The organism is Klebsiella pneumoniae subsp. pneumoniae HS11286, assembly GCF_000240185.1.
In the GTDB taxonomy this organism is placed as follows: domain Bacteria; phylum Pseudomonadota; class Gammaproteobacteria; order Enterobacterales; family Enterobacteriaceae; genus Klebsiella; species Klebsiella pneumoniae.
The window spans coordinates 1,444,480-1,461,454 of record NC_016845.1 but is presented as its reverse complement, the minus strand read 5'-3'; the positions used below and the strand labels follow the sequence as shown (position 1 = coordinate 1,461,454).

Here is a 16,975-nt window from a genome sequence, read left to right as displayed (position 1 = left end):
CGCTTATCCGACCTACAGGATCCACTCACAGGCTCACACCCCGTAGGCCCGTGCAAGCGCAGCGCCGCCGGGCAAGATATCAGGCACGGTATCCTTGATTTCGCCGGGTGGCGGCTGCGCCTTACCCGGCCTACAGCCCCAAATCACCACTGGCGCTGGGGCTGCTGAAACTGCCGGGGCTGGCGGCCTCAACATCGCTGAGACGTTCCCGGAAGGCCGGGGCAGCCCGCATGGATGCGGGCTGAGGGCCGTGTTTTGCACGGACGCTGCCTCGGCCCGACCCGAAGCCTGCAGGGATAAGTCGAAGGCACCGCGCAGCGGCGATGTTGCTGGCCGGAGCCCGGGGGTACAGGGGGCGGCGGCGACTGGCCGCCCCCTGTGCCGCTCCCTGCGCCAGGAGTGACATAACGCAGGCGATTAACCGGGAGCGCAAACTACGCTGAAGCCACCGATAACATAAACAACCACACTGCAGTGCTTCCCCTCACCCTGGCCCTCTCCCGGAGGGAGAGGGAACCGTCCGGCTGGCGTTTAAGCCCGTGCAAGCGCAGCGCCGCCGGGCAAGATATCAGGCACGGTATCCTTGATTTCGCCGGGTGGCGGCTGCGCCTTACCCGGCCTACAGGATCCACTCACAGGCTCACACCCCGTAGGCCCGGCAAGCGCGCCGCCGGGCAACAGTATCCGGCCCCCTCCCCTACTTCGCCAGACTGGCAAAGCGAGCGAAGACCGCATCAAAAATCGCCAGCCCTTGCGCCACCTGCTCAGCAGTAATGGTGCACGGCGGCACCACGTGAATGCGGTTCTCCACCACAAAGGCCAGCAGCCCGGCTTCGGTCAGGGCCCCTTTGATCGCGGCCATGTCGGCGGCGGTCAGCGGCGTTTTTTGTTCACGGCTGCTCACCAGCTCCAGCGCCTGGAACAGGCCGCGACCGCGCACCTCGCCGATAATGGCGTGCTTCTCCGCCAGCGCCTCGAGACCGGGGCGCAGCACCTCGTTGCCGATAGAGGCCGCGTTCTCAACCACCTTCTCCTCTTTCATCGCGTCGATGGTGGCGACAATCGCCGCCATCGCCAGCGGATGGCCGGAGTAGGTCAGCCCCCCGGCAAAGAAGTGGTCGTCAAAGTAGCGGGCAATCGGCTCGCTAATCAGCACCCCGCCCGCCGGCACGTAGCCGGCGTTAACCCCCTTGGCAAAGGTCACCAGATCCGGCACCACGCCATCCTGCTCGAAGGCGAACCAGCTGCCGGTGCGGCCAAAGCCGGCCATCACCTCATCGAGGATCAGCACGATGCCAAACTCGTCGGCCAGGGCGCGCACGCTCTGCATATAGCCTGCCGGCGGCACGAGGATCCCGGCGGTGCCGGGGATGGACTCCAGCAGGATCGCCGCGATGGCCGTCGGCCCCTCGCATTCAATGATCCGCCGCAGATGCGCCAGCGCGCGCTGGCACTCCTCTTCCTCAGTCGCGGCGTTGAACTCGCTGCGGTAAAGGTAGGGGTTGAAGAAGTGAACGTGGCCGCGGGAGAACTCATTCGGCACCCGGCGCCAGTCGCCGGTAGCGGCGATCGCGCTGCCGGTGTTGCCATGATAGGAACGATAGGCCGACAGCACCTTGTCGCGCCCGGTATAGAGCCGCGCCATGCGAATCGCGTTCTCATTGGCATCCGCCCCGGCGTTAGTGAAGAACACCTTACTGAAGCCCGCCGGCGCCAGGTCGACGATGCGCTTCGCCGCTTCTCCGCGGGCAAGGTTGGCGGTGGCGGGCGCGATGGTGACCAGGGTCTCCAGCTGCGCCTTCATGGCCGCCAGTACCCGGGGGTGCTGATAGCCAATGTTGACGTTCACCAGCTGGCTGCTGAAATCGAGCCAGGTGTTCCCCTCATAATCCCATAGCTCGCAGCCTTGCGCCCCGGCGATGACCAGCGGGTTGAGATTGCCCTGCATCGACCATGAATGAAACACATAGGCGCGATCTAATTGCCGAACTTCGTCATTGCTTACCGCGACCTCGTTGTGAATTGCCAGCTTCATACCCTGCCCTCTCTCATGTCGTAGTGGTTGGCTTCATCATTGGCCTTGGCCGCGCAAATCGGATAGAGCCAGTGCGCGCATAACGATGTGACACGGTGTCACATCCCCGCCCGTCGTCTGGCCCTGTGCCTTGTCGTCCGGCGTTTTTATAGTGAAGGGACAACCGCACAGGAGAATGAGATGGCAACGAGCAACGTAGTGTTTATCACCGGGGCGACCTCGGGTTTTGGCGAAGCGGCAGCGCAGGTGTTTGCCGACGCGGGCTGGTCGCTGGTGCTGAGCGGGCGCCGCTATCCGCGACTGAAGGCCTTGCAGGACAGACTCGCCGCCAGGGTGCCGGTGCATATTATTGAGCTTGACGTTCGTGACAGCGAGGCGGTGGCTGCCGCCGTGGCGTCGCTGCCCGCCGATTTCGCCGATATCACCACCCTGATCAACAACGCCGGGCTGGCGCTGTCGCCGCTGCCGGCGCAGGAGGTGGCGCTGGAGGACTGGAAAACGATGATCGACACCAACGTCACCGGTCTGGTGACAGTCACTCACGCCCTGCTGCCGACGCTGATCCGCCATGGCGCCGGGGCGAGTATTATCAATATCGGCTCGATCGCCGGGCAGTGGCCCTATCCCGGCAGCCATGTGTATGGCGCCAGCAAGGCGTTTGTGAAGCAGTTCAGCTATAACCTGCGCTGCGATCTGCTTGGCACCGGCGTGCGGGTCACCGATCTGGCGCCGGGGATTGCCGAGACCGAATTTACCCTGGTGCGAACCAAAGGCGACCAGGCGGCATCGGATAAGCTCTATCGCGGCACCACGCCGCTGAGCGCGAGCGATATCGCCGAGCAGATGTTTTATATCGCCACGCTGCCGGCGCATATGAACATTAACCGGGTGGAGGTGATGCCGGTGCGTCAGGCGTGGCAGCCGTTCGCTATCGACCGGGATTAAGCGAAACCCGACGCATCCCCTGTCGGCGATACCGGCAGGGGATGCAGGCCGGACTAACGGCTGCTTTGCAGAAACTGCCTGACGCGTTCGGAGTCAGGCTGAGTGAAGAACTTCTCCGGCGGCGCCTTCTCAATCAGCAGTCCCTTCTCCAGAAACACCACCTCATTGGACACCTGGCGGGCAAAATCCATCTCGTGGGTCACCACCACCATGGTGTAGCCCTCGGCGGCAAGGGCTTTCATTACCCCCAACACCTCATTAACCAGCTCCGGATCCAGCGCCGAGGTCGGTTCATCGAAGAGGATAACTTCCGGCGACATCGCCAGCGAACGGGCGATCGCCACCCGCTGCTTCTGCCCGCCGGAGAGAGTGATCGGGTAGACATCGGCTTTGTGCGCCATGCCGACTTTCTCCAGCTGCTGCATGGCCATGGCCTTCGCCTCGTCTCGTTTCATGCCCTTAACGCGCAGCAGCGCCTCGCTGACGTTCTGCTGCACGGTCAGGTGCGGCCACAGGTTAAAACTCTGAAAGACCATCCCCACCCGCTCGCGGATTTTGGCCAGCTGGCGGTGCGACATCGCCCGGCCGCGCTGTTCATCAATCCCCAGCCGCTGACCGCCGATATGAATTTCACCGCGGTCCGGCTGTTCCAGCCAGTTCATACAGCGCAGCAGGGTGGATTTTCCCGACCCGGACGAGCCGAGAATACTCACCACGGTCCCCTTCTCCACCGTCAGGTTAATATCCCGCAGGACTTCCACATTATCGAACTGTTTGGAGACGTTTTTGACGCTTACGGCAATAGACTCAGGCATGGCTCATTCCTCTTTTGGCTCCCCAGGCGGTCAGGCGCTTAATCAGCAGCTCCAGCAGAATGCTGATCGCCCAGTAAAGCCCAATGGCGACGATAAAGGCGTTAAACGGAATAAAATAGGTCGCCTGGACGCTGTTGGCGGCGGCGGTGATCTCCTGAACGGTAATAATGCTCAGGAAAGCGGTGTCCTTCAGGCAAATAATCAGCTGATTGCCGATCAGCGGTAAGGCGGAAGAGACGATATTGGGTAAAATAATCCGCCGAAAAATGGCATAGCGAGAAAAGCCCTGAGCAATCGCCGCTTCAATATATCCGCCGGAAAATACCCGCCGCTGGCTGCGCAATATTTCAAAGAAATAGGCGCCATGATAAATAATCAGGGCCAGTAAACCGGCGGTCCACGGCTCCATGCTAATACCGAGCTGCGGCAGTCCGTAATACAGAAGATAAGCGAGGATCAAAAAAGGGATCGCGCGCATCAGGCTGACGAAACCAATAATAATCCGGTTAATCACTTTCTTTTGATATTCGCTAAAATAACACAGCGCAATACCGATAATCAGCGCCGCCAGGGCGGCGGTAATAAACAGTTCGAGGGTCGCGAATAACCCGGCAATAAAGCTATCGCGAACCGACCAGATAACGCCCCACTGATTCATAATGCCTCCCGTTCCTAGCGCGCCAGACGCCTGGCTTTACGTTCCGCGATACCCTGCAGCTTCAACAAACAGCCGATGATCGCCACATACAGCAGGCCGGCGGCGAGGATCGGCGACAGCGGCTCGTAGGTGACCGAGGAGATACGGTTGGTGACCCGGGTGAGATCCACCACGCCAATCACGGCGATCGCGGGGCTACCTTTGATCAAAAAGGACATCTCATTGACCAGCGCCGGCAGGCTCTCGATCCACATCTGCGGCAGCATGATGTAGCGGAAGTAGGTCCAGCGGCGCATCCCTACCGACTCCGCCGCCTCCCGCTGTTCGCGCGGAAAGGTGCGGAAGGCATTGCGCCAGATCTCAGCGTTAAACGCCGACGTGTTAAGCGTCAGCGCCACGATGGCGGCCACGTTCTTGTCGAGGTTAATGCCCATCGTGGGCAAGGAAAGGAACAGAAATAGCACCAGCGTCACCAGCGGCGTCGCACGGGCCAGACTGATATAGACCACCAGCAGCTGGTCGATCACCGGCAGGCGCAGCATCCGTACCAGGGCGATCAGCAGGCCAGCCACCACCCCGAAGGCGATAGCGATGGCCGAAATCCAGAGGGTCGTCCATGCGCCTTCGATTAATAACTGCCAGGAAATTGCATCCATGAGGCCCTCCTTCTCAACAACAGGCGGCGGTCGCCCGCCGCGGAATATTACAGTCCGGCGAGTTTGTGAAACTGTTCCGGGCTGGTGATCGCCTCGGTCGGCAGGTTGTCATAGGTTTCGCCGAACCATTTTTTCTGCAGCTCGGCGAGCTTGCCGGTCTCCTTCATGTGGTTCATAAACTTGGTCATATAGGCCAGCAGCTGCGGCGAGTTTTTCGGGATCGGCCACGCCATATACCCCGGTCCGGAGACGGCCAGCCCTTTGGCGAAGACCTTCGGTTTGGCTTTCGCCAGGTCGTTTACCGAGATCACCACGTTAATCACGTAATCCAGTCGCTTGTTCGCCAGGTCGGCGTAGGCTTCCGGATAGGAGGGATACTCCACCACCGGTCCCAGCTTGCCGCCGGTCTTCTCCAGCATCGCCTTCAGCTCCGGCAAACGCGCCAGCAGCGCGCTCCCGGCCTGTAACCCCACTTTTTTGCCGCTGAGATCGGCAATGGTATTTAGCGAGGTATCGCCAGCGCGTTTGACGAAATAGTGCTGTGCGGAGGCCCACGGTGGGGTGAAATCAAAGACCTTCAGCCGCTCATCGGTAATAACCGCCCCGGTTAAGGCCATATCGTATTGCCCGGTGGAGACAGCCGCTAATAATCCGGTCCACGGTAATATGCTCTGGTCGACATGGAATTTGGCGTACTTACGTAATTCCTCAAGCATATCTTTGTTAAAGCCATCAGCCTGGCCATTATTCATAAAGTTAAACGGCGCATAATCATCTTCCGTCGCCACTTTCAGGGTGCCGGACTTTTCTATTTCCGGAAGATCGGCCGCGACGGCGTGATAAGAAAAAGCGACCGTTAATACAGCGCTCAGACACATTGATGCCAATGATTTTTTCATTATTTCACCCCTGATGGATTGGCCAGACGGGTTCATTCCAGAACGCGAAAAGGTTTCTGCAAAATAGTGGCCGGGGACGTTCCGGTCCACGGCGGCTGAATACGTTTTTAATGTGGGAGCGTTTTTCAATTCCGTATAGAGCCAGATGGGCCGCATCGCTGTGTCAGATGGCGGCAGGGTGGTATGGAATTTGCTGAGTGTAACGGGTGGTCGCAATGCGTTATTGCCAGAGGAGCCCCGTATGATCCGTCACCTGTTACACGTTGATTTTCAGCCTGGCCGCGGTTTGCAGGAACAGGTGCGAGAGACGCTGGTGAATGCCATTCTCAGCGGGATCTTCGCCGCCGACACCCCGCTGCCCTCCTGTCGCCAGCTGGCCAGCCAGCTTCGCGTCTCGCGTAACACCAGCGCGCTGGTGTTCGAAAGTCTGGTCAACGAGGGCTACCTGATTAGCCGCCCACGCAGCGGTTACTACCTGCATCCCGACTATCATGAAGCTTCGCCTGCCGCCGTCGAGAGTGCACCGCAGCGCGAAGCGGCTGCACCACGCTGGGGCGACCGGCTGCAGATGACCCCCAGCCAGCAGGAGTCGATCCTCAAACCGGCGGGCTGGATGCACTACCGCTACCCGTTTATCTACGGCCAGCCCGATACCCGGCAATTCCCGCTGGCCACCTGGCGCTCGGCGGCGAACTGGCTGCACGGCGGGGTGCGCGACCCGGCGTGGGTCATCGACCATATTGACCAGGATGTGCCGATGCTGATCGAGCAGATCCGCACCCGGGTGCTGCCCAAGCGGGGCATTGTCGCCGCGCCGGATGAAATTCTCATCACCCTTGGCTCGCAAAATGCCCTCTACCTGCTGACCCGACTGCTGCTCTCTTCCACCACCCGCATTGGCGTCGAAAACCCCTGCTTCCGCGAAGCCATCAACACCTTTCTGCTCGCCGACGCCGAGGTGGTGCCGCACCCGGTGGATGAAGAGGGGATCGTGCTTAATGAGCGTCCCTGCGATTACTACTATGTCACTCCAGGTCATCAGGTGCCCACCGGGGTGACCATGAGCAGTGCGCGGCGTCGCCAGTTGCTGGAGCATGCCGCCCGCCATGACGCGGTCATTATTGAAGATGATTATGACTCGGAGAGTAACTTTACCCTCAACCCGCTGCCGGCGCTGAAGGCCAGCGATCGCAGCGGCCGGGTGGTGTATGTCAGCAGCCTGTCAAAAGCGCTGTCACCGGGGCTGCGGTTGGGGTTTATGGTCGCCGACCCGGACCTGATCGACGAGGCGCGCGCCCTGCGCCGGCTGGTCTATCGCCATCCGCCGACCAACATTCAGTACCAGATGGCCCACTTCCTTGCACAGGGCCATTATGAGACCCATCTGCGGCGCTACCACTATGACTCCGCCCAGCGCTGGGAGCGTCTGCACGCCGCCCTGCAGCGCTATCTGCCGTCGTGTCGCGCGCTGGCGGGGAGCGAACATGCTAACGCCTTCTGGCTGCAGACCCCGGCGCAGATCAACACCCAGCAGCTCACCTGGCGCGCCGCCCACGCCGGCGTGCTGATTGAGCCCGGGGCGCGCCATTTTCTTAACGCCGCGCCGCCGGATAACTATTTTCGCATGGGATTCCACGCCATTAACCCTGACGCCATCGCCCAGGGGGTGGAGGTCCTGCGCGGCCAGCTGGAGCAGATGGGTTAGCGGTATTGTTCATACTCAACGGCGTCGCGCACGCTGAGCAGCGCCGGGCGCAGGCTGTCGAAAGGCACCGATCCGAGCGCAATGCGCAGCGCCTGCGGGATCGTGGCGGAGACGCAGAACGGCTCGGCGGTCGATACCGAAATGCGGCGTTCCATCAGCGCATTCGCCAGCCGATCGGCCCGGCTCTCTTCACCCAGCGGCAGCCAGACGAAGTACGAATCGGGATGACTGACGACGGGAAGCCCACAAAGCACCTCGCGGGCCACCTGCTGCCGCTGTCGCGCATCCTGGCGTTTCTGCGTTTCAAAGCGCGCCACCGTGCCATCTTCAATCCAGGCGCAGATCAGCGAACTTGTCAGCGTCGGCGTATTCCACGTCGTGGCCCGGATGGCGCGCTCAATCTCCGGGCGATAGCGCGGCGGAGAAATCACCACCCCCACGCGCAGTCCGGTGGCGATATTTTTTGAAAATCCGGTGACATACACCGTTCTTTCCGGCGCATAGCTGACCACCGGCGGCGGCGGACGGCTCACCAGCCGGGCATAGGCGGCATCTTCAATAATCAGCAGATCGTGCTGGCGCGCAAGATCGGCCAGCGCCTGCCGCTGACCGGTGTTGAGCACCCAGCCCAGCGGATTGTGCAGCGTCGGCATGGTATACACCGCCCGCACCCGCCGCTGCTGGCACAGCGTCTGAAGCGCCCGCAGGTCCGGTCCCTCCGGCCGACAGGGGATCGCCGCCAGCTCCAGATGATACAGCGCCGCCAGAATTTTGAAGCCCGAATAGGTCAGCGCATCCACCGCCACCACATCCCCCGGACGTAACAGCCCCATGACGGTCACCGCCAGCCCGTGCTGTGCGCCGTTGACGATCAGGACATTTTCCGCGTCCGGCGCAAAGTGCTGGCAGGTCAAATGGCGGACGATAATGTCCCGCTCGGCGAGCCGCCCTGCATGAGGCTGATAGCGCAGATGCGAGTCAATATCGCCCGCCATCGCCAGCTGCCTGAGCGCCTCGCGCAGCGCATCGCCCTGCTCCGGCAGCGAAGGGTAGTTGAAATTGAGATCCACGACATCGGCGGCGACCACCTGCTGATCGACCCCGTGCCCCGGAGGCAGCGAGAGGTCGCGCACGAAGGTGCCGCGGCCGGTTTCGCCGCTGACCAGCCCCATCTCTTCCAGTTCACGGTAGACGCGCGTGGCGGTGGCCAGCGAGATGCGCTCCCCGGCGGCAAGGGTACGGTGCGTCGGCAGACGGCTGCCGGCGGGCAGCTGCCCGCTGCGGATCGCCTGCGCATATCGGTCGACAACGGCTTTATATCGGGCTTTCATCGTGAAATGTATCTATGACAATAATTTGATTGTATTAGATTGGCCACATTACCATCGCCGCTGACGATGCTCAAGCGGGCGCAGCCCAATCAGATAACGCGAGGTTAACGTGGTAGATTCAGCAATGGATAAATCGGCGCCCGGTCCCTGGTCCGGATGGCTTCATGGTTTACTGGGGGTGATCATTTTCAGCGGTTCGCTGCCCGCGACGCGGCTGGCGGTGCAGGATATGGATCCGTTGTTATTGACCTTTCTGCGCGCCTCTATCGCCGGGCTGCTTGCCATCGCGCTGCTGGTGGGCTTTCGCCAGAAACGCCCGCGCCTGGCGCAGCTTGTGTCCCTGATCATCGTCTCATCCGGGGTGGTGCTCGGCTTTCCGCTACTCACGGCGCTGGCCCTGCAGCGCATCACCTCGGCGCATTCGATTGTGTTTATTGGCCTGCTGCCGCTGATGACCGCCCTCTTTGGCGTACTGCGCGGCGGCGAACGCCCGCGGCGGGCTTTCTGGATCTTTTCGCTGCTGGGCAGCCTGCTGGTGGTGGGATTCGCCCTGACGCAAAATGCGGCGGCCTCACTCAGCGGCGATCTGCTGATGCTGGCGGCGGTTATCGTCTGCGGCCTCGGCTATGCGGAAGGGGCGAAGCTGACGCGGGAGCTCGGCGGCTGGCAGGTGATCTGCTGGGCGCTGGTGATTGCCCTGCCGTTGATGCTCCCCGCCTCGCTGCTGGTTCAGCCCGCCTCCTGGCATGCCATCTCGGCCTCCTCCTGGGCGGCGCTCGGCTATGTGTCGCTGTTCAGCATGCTGATCGGTTTCATCTTTTGGTACAAAGGGCTGGCCGCGGGCGGGATCGCCGCCGTCGGCCAGCTCCAGCTATTGCAGCCGTTCTTCGGACTAGGCCTGTCGGCGGCGCTGTTGCACGAAACCGTCAGCCCCTTGATGCTGGCGGTCACGCTGGGCGTGGTGCTGTGCGTGGTGGGCTCGCGCAAATTTGCCCGCCAGCGGGTTGGCGAAGAGAACGGGGGCAACAATTGACCTGACGCGTCGCCTAATATCGCGGGATGCGGCGCGAGGCGAATGGATAAGCTGCGTAGCAAAGCCAACGTAAATGTGTGACGGGTATATACTTCAGGGAACACATCGACCGGGAGAGACTATGCCTTTAGCCGATTTTCACCGCTCCGATCCTTTTACCCTCGGTATCGAACTGGAGCTGCAGGTGGTGAACCCGCCGGGTTACGATCTCAGCCAGGATGCCTCGACGCTGATTGCCGACGTCCAGCATGAGCTGACCGTGGGAGAAGCCAAACACGACATCACCGAGAGCATGCTGGAGATCGCCACCGGGGTGTGCCGCGACATCAGCCATGCGCAAATCCAGCTCAGCGCCATCCAGCAGGCGGTCCAGCGCGCGGCGCTGCGCCATCATCTGCAGATCTGCGGCGGCGGTTCCCACCCCTTTCATGCCTGGCAGCGCCAGCAAATCAGCGATAACCCGCGCTATGTCAAAACCGTCGAGCATTTTGGCTATCTGGCACAGCAGGCGACGGTCTTTGGCCAGCATGTGCACGTCGGCTGCCAGAGCGGTGACGACGCCATCTATCTGCTGCATGGCCTGTCGCGCTTTGTACCGCACTTCATCGCCCTTAACGCCGCCTCACCGTGGTTTGACAGCACCGACAGCCGCTTCGCCTGTTCACGCCTGAACCGCTTCTCCTCCTATCCCGACAACGGTCCGATGCCGTGGGTGGCCGACTGGCAGGGGTTTCGTCGCCTGTTCCGCCAGCTGAGCTACACCAGCATGATCGATAGCATGAAGGATCTGCACTGGGATATTCGCCCCAGCCCGCAGTTTGGTACCGTCGAGGTGCGGGTGATGGACACCCCCTTGACCCTTGCCCAGGCGATCCACATCGCCGGCTTTATTCAGACCCTGGCCTGCTGGCTGTTGACGGAGCGTCCTTTTAAGCACCAGCCTGATGATTATCTGCTGTACCCCTTTAACCGCTATCAGGCCTGCCGCTACGGGCTGGACGGGACCCTCACCGACGTGCGCAGCGGGGAGCAGCGCAGCATCCGCCAGGAGATCCTGCAGCTCGCCGACCGGCTGGCCCCTTTCGCCCATCAGCTGAAGGCGACGGCAGCGCTGGAGGCGGTGGTTCGCCAGGCGAAATCGCCGCAAAGCGAGGCGCAGCAGATGCGCGACTTTATCGCCAACGGCGGTTCGCTTTCCGGGCTGGTGCAAAAACACTGTGAGATTTGGGCGGCATAAGGCAGCGAGGCGGGTATACTCGGCGCAGACTATAGAAAGGACTGCCCATGTTATTACGTTGCCTGCTCCCTCTGGCGCTGCTGCCCCTGGCCGCCGTCGCCAGCGCCGCCTGTACCCTCACCGACCCGACGCTGACCCTGCAGAGCTATCGGGTGGATGCGCAGAAAGAGCGCATTGCGATGTACTGGCAGGATCGGCACGGCAAAGCCTGGGGTTCCCTGCGTTCGCTGCTGGCGGGTATCGATGGCGACGGCCGGGTGCAGATGGCGATGAACGGCGGCATTTACGATAAGGCCTACGCGCCGCTGGGGCTGTATATCGAAGACGGCAAACGGCTGACGCCGGTAAACCGCTCCGCCGGCGGCGGGAACTTCTTTATCCGCCCCGGCGGCGTATTCCTGGTGGAAAACGGCCGGGCGAAAATCGTGCCGCTGCCGGCGTACAAACCCTCTCCCGCCATCCGCTATGCGGTGCAGTCCGGCCCGATGCTGATTGAAAATGGCGCCATCAACTGGCGACTGAAGCCCTCCGCCAGTTCGCGCAAGCTGCGCAACGGGGTTGGTATCGATAAGCAGGGCCGGGTGGTGTTTATGCTCAGCGATCGCGAGACCAACTTTTACGATTTTGCCTGCTATGCGCAGTCAAAGCTTGGCGTGCGGCAGATGCTTTATCTCGACGGCACCCTGTCGAAGATGTACCGCAAAGGCGGCAGCGTGCCGTGGCAGTATCATCCGTTCGTGACCATGATAACGGTGGAGAGAAAATAGCGGGCGCGTTTGGGGGCGGCCATTCCAGCCAGGAGAGTGAATAAATTAACGACAGGCCGGGCAAGGTATTGCCGCCGTGCCCGATGTCCTTGCCCGGTGGCGCTGCTGGACTGACCCCATAAAGTTGGATGGTTCATATTAAGCGGCTCTCAGAGCCTGGGTTCGGTACTCTACCGGACTCAGGCCTTTTAATTTCAGGCTTATCCGCTCGTTGTTGTAGTAATGGATATAGTCCTCTACGGCTTTTCTTAGCGCACTGACACTCCTGAACTCCCTCAGATAAAAACACTCCGATTTCAGGGTCCCGAAGAAGTTTTCCATCACTGCATTATCCAGGCAGTTTCCTTTACGCGACATACTCTGCGTCATCCCATGCGCCTTTAAACGTTCCTGATAGCTCCTCATCCTGTAATGCCAGCCCTGATCCGAGTGCAGCAGCGGAGCATCTCCCGGTCTGAGCTTCGGGAACGCACCGTCCAGCATCGTATTCACCATCTCCATCACCGGCCTTTCCGACAGGCTGTAGGCGATAACCTCCCGGTTAAACAGATCGAGAACTGACGACAGGTAAAGCTTTTTTCCCTGTACCGGGAACTCTGTCACATCTGTTACCCATTTTTCGTTGGCTTTTGACGCACCGAAGTTCCGGCTCAGGATATTGGGCGCGGCCTCGCCCGTTCTCCCTTTCCAGGCACGATATTTTTTCGCCCTTATCACAGACCGGAGTGACAGTTCTGCCATCAGCCGCTGCACTGTTTTATGGTTTATCCGCAGCCCCTGTTTTCTCAGTGCGAGCGTGATCCTGCGGTAGCCATAACGACCTTTGTGATAGTGGTATATCTTCCTGATGTTCTCTTTAAGACCCGCATACCTGTCCCCTTGCTTCAGTGCATTCATATTGTAATACCACGTGCTACGGGACATACCGGCCGCCCGCAGAAGGTCCCGCAGAGCGTGTTCATGCCTTAGTTCACTGATTATCAGGGCTTTTTGCCATTTTTTTCGCTCTGAACCAAGGCTTTCAACTTTTTTAGATAGGCATTCTCTGCCCGCAGATAACGCAGTTCGGCCCTGAGTTCTTCGGGGGAGAGTTTTTCCAGCTCTTTATCTGTTAGTGGTGGGATATTTTTTGGCTTTGTCATTTTTCCGGGCCGTCCGCATTGTATGTTTAAAAGACCTTCCGCTCCGGCATCGTTGTACACGTCGAGCCAGCGCCGGACAAGTATTTCTGCGGAGAGATTAAACCGGGCAGCCGCTTCACGCATCGTCAGGCGGTCACTGATAACCGCCCGGACGACCACGAGTTTAAATTCATCGGAATAATGATTATTTTTTGCAGTCAGGCCTTCTGCACCGTGGAACTGCCATGCCCTGACCCAGCGACGGACAGATGTTCTTTCAATACCAAAAAGGTCGGCTGTACTCTGTTCTCCGTCTTTACCGGACAAATAATGATTAACCACAGCCAGTTTTGTTTCAGGGGAATACTTTGGTTTAGCCATAAAATTGCACCTTACTCAGTTGGGTGTCCAACTTTTGGGGTGCAGTCCACTGCGCTTACCGGGCCTACAGAGTCTGTTCGCTATGGTGTGGCTCCTGAAATCTACGGGCGTGCAGCAGGGCTGATTCCCGCTGAAATCGGCGAACCGAAGGTCGGCAGATAAGGCGGGGCTCACGCCCAAACGCAACGTGAACGCAAAACCCACCCTCACCCTACCCCTCTCCGAAAGGGAGAGGGGACCGCCCGGTAGTCGTTGCAGCCTGGAGTATCCCCGTTACCGACCGGTAGCGCCGCGCTTACCCCCGCCGATGCGCCCACTCGCGCATACGTTGAAACAGTACATACAGCGACGGGATAAACAGGATGCCAACCATCGTCGCCACCAGCATCCCGCTGAATACCGTGGTGCCGATGATCCGCCGGCTCTGCGCCCCGGCGCCGGTGGCGAGCATCATCGGCATGATGCCGATAATAAACGACACCGCGGTCATCATTACCGCGCGGAAGCGGCGGGTAGCCCCCTCGCGCGCAGCGTCGACTATCGACAGCCCCTCCTCGCGCCGGCTGCGGGCGAACTCAACGATCAGAATCGCATTCTTCGCCGCCAGGGCGATCAGCAGCACCAGCCCTATCTGAACATACACATCGTTGGCATAGCCCGCGGTCCACAGCCAGAGCAGCGCTCCGCCGATGGCGAACAGCACCGAGAGCATGACGCTCGCCGGCAGCGTCCAGCTCTCATACTGCGCCACCAGGAACAGCCACGCCATCGCCACCGCCGCCAGCACGATCCACACCGCCTGATTACCGGTCTGCTGCTCCTGCCAGGAGATCCCGCTCCAGGCATAGTCATATCCCGGCGGTAGATGGGCCTGCAAAATCTGCTCCATGGCCGCCATCGCCGTGCGGCTGCTGACCCCCTCGGCCGCTGAACCGCTCACCGACACGGACGGGAACTGATTGTACTGCTGAATAAACGGCGCCCCCACCGTCGGCGTAATGGTGACCAGATTGCTCAGCCGCACCCGCTCGCCGTCGCGGCTGCGGACGTACAGCTCGCTAATCTGCTCAGCCCGCTCGCGCCACTGCATCTCATTTTGCATCACCACATGATAGACACGATTGTTACGGCTGAAATCGCCGGCGCGCGTGCCGCCGAACGCCGTCTGCAGGCTGCTGAAGATCTGCGCCACCGGCACATCCAGCAGCGCCGCCCGGTCGCGGTCAACCGTCAGGGTCAGCTGCGGCACGTTGCTGCTCCAGGTGGTAAACACCCGGCTCAGCTGCGAATGCTGGTTCGCCAGTTGGAGGATCTCCCGCGTCACCTGCTCCAGCTCCGCCGACGACTGACCGGCCTGCGCCAGGATGCGCAGATCAAACCCCGAGGCATTGCCCAGGCCCGGCAGGGTCGGCGGTGCGAAGGTCATGATCGTCGCCTCCGGTAGCGACAGCAGCTGGCGCTGAATATCCGCCATCACCGCATCCAGCGGCGGCCGCTGATGCCAGTCCTTGAGCATTACCGAGATAAACCCGCCGTTAGAGGCGCTGGTGCCGTTGAGAATGTTGAACCCGGACACCTGAATCACATCCTCCACCGCCGGGTTAGCCATCAGCAGCTTGCGCGCCTGGGCCATCACCGCTTCGGTACGCTCCAGCGACGCCGCCTCCGGCAGCTGCACGCTGGCAAACAGGTAACCCTGATCTTCCTGCGGCAGGAAGCCTTTCGGCATCGAGGTGAAGCTGAACGCCACCAGCGCGCCTGCCGCCACCGTCGCCGCCAGCGCCAGCCAGGGACGGCGGTTCATCCTGCCTACCAGCCGGCCATAGCCGTCGCGGGTGCCGTCGAGAAGACGGTTAAACGCCCGCCACACCGCCGCCGGCCGGGCAGGACGCGGGCGCAGCAGCAGCGCGCAGAGGGCCGGCGTCAGGGTTAGCGCCACCAGGCTCGACAGGGCCACCGCGGTGGAGAGCGTCACGGCAAACTGCCGGTACAGCTCGCCGACGATCCCCGGGAGCAGCGCCACCGGCACAAACACCGCCAGCAGCACCAGGGTCGTGGCGATTACCGGCCCGGCGATCTGCCGCAGCGCCTGGGCGGTGGCCTGCAGGCGATCCAGCCCTTCCGCCATTTTGGTTTCCACATTCTCCACCACCACAATGGCGTCATCCACCACCATCGTCAGGGCGAGAATGATCGCGAACAGGCTGAGGGTGTTGGCGCTGTAGCCCAGCAGATAGAGCACCGCAAAGGTGCCGATCAGTGACACCGGGATCGCCAGCACTACGATCAGCGTCGCCCGCCAGCTCTGCAGAAACAGCGACACCACCACGACCACCGCCAGCAGGGTCAGCGCCAGCGAGACGCCGATCTCTTTGATCGTCGCCGCCACAAAGCGGGTGGTATCGAACTTCACCTCCCAGGTGAGATCCGCCGGAAAGCGAGTGTGCAGGCGGTTAAGCTCCGCACGCACTGCGCTGGCGACCTGCAGGGCGTTGGCGGTGGGCGTCGGATAGATCCCCAGATAGGCCGACGCTTTACCGTTCAGCTGGGCGCCGGAGCTGTAGCTGCGGGCGCCCAGCTCAATGGTCGCCACGTCGGCGAGGCGCACCAGCTGCCCCTGCGCGCCGCGGCGGATAATAATCTCGCCAAAGCTGGCCGCCTCGTTCAGACGCCCCAGCCCGTTGATGGTCAGCGTCTGCTGCTGGCCGTTAAATACCGGCGGGGTGCCCACCTGCCCCGCCGCGCCCTGCACATTTTGCTCGCGCAGCGCCTGGGCGACATCATCCGTGGTGATGTTGAGCGCGTTCATGCGGTCCGGGCGCAGCCAGATACGCATGCTGTAATCCCGGGCGCCAAACATCTGCACCTCGCCGACGCCGGGCAGGCGGGCCAGCGCCTCGCGCACCTGGGTGCTGGCGTAGTTGCTGACAAACAGCGGCGTCAGTGTGCCCAGCGGCGAGTAGAGGCTTACCCCCATAAGCAGATTGCTGGCGCGCTTGCGCACCTGGACGCCATTCTGCTGCACCTCCGCCGGGAGCTGCGCCAGCGCCTGCGCCACCCGGTTTTGCACGTCGATCGCCGCCAGGTCGGCATCGGTGCCCGCCGCGAAGGTTATGCTCAGGCGGTACGTCCCCTCATCCGAGCTGGTGGACTCCATATACAGCATATGATCGACGCCGTTGAGCTGGGTCTCCAGCGGGGCGGCGATGGCTTCCGCCACGTCTGACGCGCTGGCGCCCGGCCAGCTGGCGCTGACGTTCACCACCGGGGGGGTGATCGCCGGGTACTGCTCCACCGGGATCAGCTTCAGCGACACCGCGCCGACAAAGGTCAGCAGCAGCGCGATCACCATGGCAAATCGCGGACGACGGATAAAAAAGGTCAGCATCCCT

Annotated in this window: 15 protein-coding genes; 6 read left to right on the top strand and 9 right to left on the bottom strand. The window is 61.4% G+C overall.

The annotated features are described in order from the left end of the window. Window positions 1-107: 107 nt before the first annotated feature. Window positions 108-245 (top strand): hypothetical protein, encoded by a 138-nt coding sequence (locus KPHS_14080; RefSeq protein ID YP_005225708.1) that lies wholly within the window; start codon window positions 108-110, stop codon window positions 243-245. 452 nt (window positions 246-697) lie between these two features. Here KPHS_14080 and KPHS_14070 read toward each other — a convergent pair whose 3' ends face one another. Continuing rightward, complete coding sequence (locus tag KPHS_14070) at window positions 698-2,035, bottom strand: aspartate aminotransferase family protein (RefSeq protein YP_005225707.1); 1,338 nt, start codon at window positions 2,033-2,035, stop codon at window positions 698-700. A gap of 180 nt (window positions 2,036-2,215) precedes the next feature. On the opposite strand from KPHS_14070, the gene KPHS_14060 reads away from it, so the two are divergent. After that, complete coding sequence (locus tag KPHS_14060; protein ID YP_005225706.1) at window positions 2,216-2,980, top strand: putative oxidoreductase; 765 nt, start codon at window positions 2,216-2,218, stop codon at window positions 2,978-2,980. Window positions 2,981-3,033: 53 nt separating this feature from the next. Here the strand turns inward: KPHS_14060 and KPHS_14050 are convergent, their stop codons facing one another. Genes KPHS_14050 through KPHS_14020 form a run of 4 tightly spaced genes read right to left on the bottom strand, consistent with a single transcriptional unit; the run spans window position 3,034 to window position 6,008 of the window. Further along, window positions 3,034-3,795 (bottom strand): putative ABC transporter, encoded by a 762-nt coding sequence (locus tag KPHS_14050; protein ID YP_005225705.1) that lies wholly within the window; start codon window positions 3,793-3,795, stop codon window positions 3,034-3,036. Further along, the gene (locus tag KPHS_14040; protein YP_005225704.1) at window positions 3,788-4,453 is read right to left on the bottom strand and encodes a putative binding-protein-dependent transport systems inner membrane component; all 666 of its coding nucleotides are present in this window, start codon (window positions 4,451-4,453) and stop codon (window positions 3,788-3,790) included. The genes KPHS_14050 and KPHS_14040 overlap by 8 nt, the downstream gene beginning before the upstream one ends. A 14-nt stretch (window positions 4,454-4,467) precedes the next feature. Continuing rightward, on the bottom strand, window positions 4,468-5,109 hold the full coding sequence (locus tag KPHS_14030) for a putative binding-protein-dependent transport systems inner membrane component (RefSeq protein YP_005225703.1): 642 nt from the start codon (window positions 5,107-5,109) through the stop codon (window positions 4,468-4,470). A gap of 47 nt (window positions 5,110-5,156) precedes the next feature. Then, window positions 5,157-6,008: an amino acid ABC transporter substrate-binding protein gene (locus KPHS_14020; protein ID YP_005225702.1), complete on the bottom strand. Its 852-nt coding sequence runs from the start codon at window positions 6,006-6,008 to the stop codon at window positions 5,157-5,159. 241 nt (window positions 6,009-6,249) lie between these two features. On the opposite strand from KPHS_14020, the gene KPHS_14010 reads away from it, so the two are divergent. Further along, on the top strand, window positions 6,250-7,713 hold the full coding sequence (locus tag KPHS_14010) for a GntR family transcriptional regulator (RefSeq protein ID YP_005225701.1): 1,464 nt from the start codon (window positions 6,250-6,252) through the stop codon (window positions 7,711-7,713). Here KPHS_14010 and KPHS_14000 read toward each other — a convergent pair. Then, window positions 7,710-9,044 carry a putative aminotransferase gene (locus KPHS_14000; protein YP_005225700.1) on the bottom strand — a complete coding sequence of 445 codons (1,335 nt, stop codon included), beginning with the start codon at window positions 9,042-9,044 and terminating at the stop codon, window positions 7,710-7,712. The genes KPHS_14010 and KPHS_14000 overlap by 4 nt on opposite strands. 124 nt (window positions 9,045-9,168) lie before the next feature. On the opposite strand from KPHS_14000, the gene KPHS_13990 reads away from it, so the two are divergent. The 3 genes from KPHS_13990 (at window position 9,169) to KPHS_13970 (ending at window position 12,081) form a co-directional block, all read left to right on the top strand. After that, a complete protein-coding gene (locus KPHS_13990; RefSeq protein ID YP_005225699.1) occupies window positions 9,169-10,077 on the top strand; it encodes a DMT family transporter in 909 nt (302 codons plus the stop codon). A gap of 121 nt (window positions 10,078-10,198) precedes the next feature. Continuing rightward, entirely contained in the window at window positions 10,199-11,314 is a 1,116-nt protein-coding gene (locus KPHS_13980) for a carboxylate-amine ligase (RefSeq protein ID YP_005225698.1), read from the top strand. Between the two features lie 47 nt (window positions 11,315-11,361). Then, a complete protein-coding gene (locus KPHS_13970; RefSeq protein ID YP_005225697.1) occupies window positions 11,362-12,081 on the top strand; it encodes a phosphodiester glycosidase family protein in 720 nt (239 codons plus the stop codon). A 138-nt stretch (window positions 12,082-12,219) separates the two neighbouring features. On the opposite strand, the gene KPHS_13960 is transcribed toward KPHS_13970, so the two are convergent. The 3 genes from KPHS_13960 to KPHS_13940 all read right to left on the bottom strand — a co-directional run bounded on the left by KPHS_13960 (window position 12,220) and on the right by KPHS_13940 (window position 16,971). Further along, the gene (locus KPHS_13960) at window positions 12,220-13,005 is read right to left on the bottom strand and encodes an IS3 family transposase (protein YP_005225696.1); all 786 of its coding nucleotides are present in this window, start codon (window positions 13,003-13,005) and stop codon (window positions 12,220-12,222) included. Between the two features lie 56 nt (window positions 13,006-13,061). Further along, window positions 13,062-13,583 (bottom strand): IS3 family transposase, encoded by a 522-nt coding sequence (locus KPHS_13950; protein ID YP_005225695.1) that lies wholly within the window; start codon window positions 13,581-13,583, stop codon window positions 13,062-13,064. A gap of 295 nt (window positions 13,584-13,878) precedes the next feature. Continuing rightward, window positions 13,879-16,971, bottom strand: a complete 3,093-nt coding sequence (locus KPHS_13940; RefSeq protein YP_005225694.1) for a putative acridine efflux pump — start codon at window positions 16,969-16,971, stop codon at window positions 13,879-13,881. Window positions 16,972-16,975 lie beyond the last annotated feature (4 nt).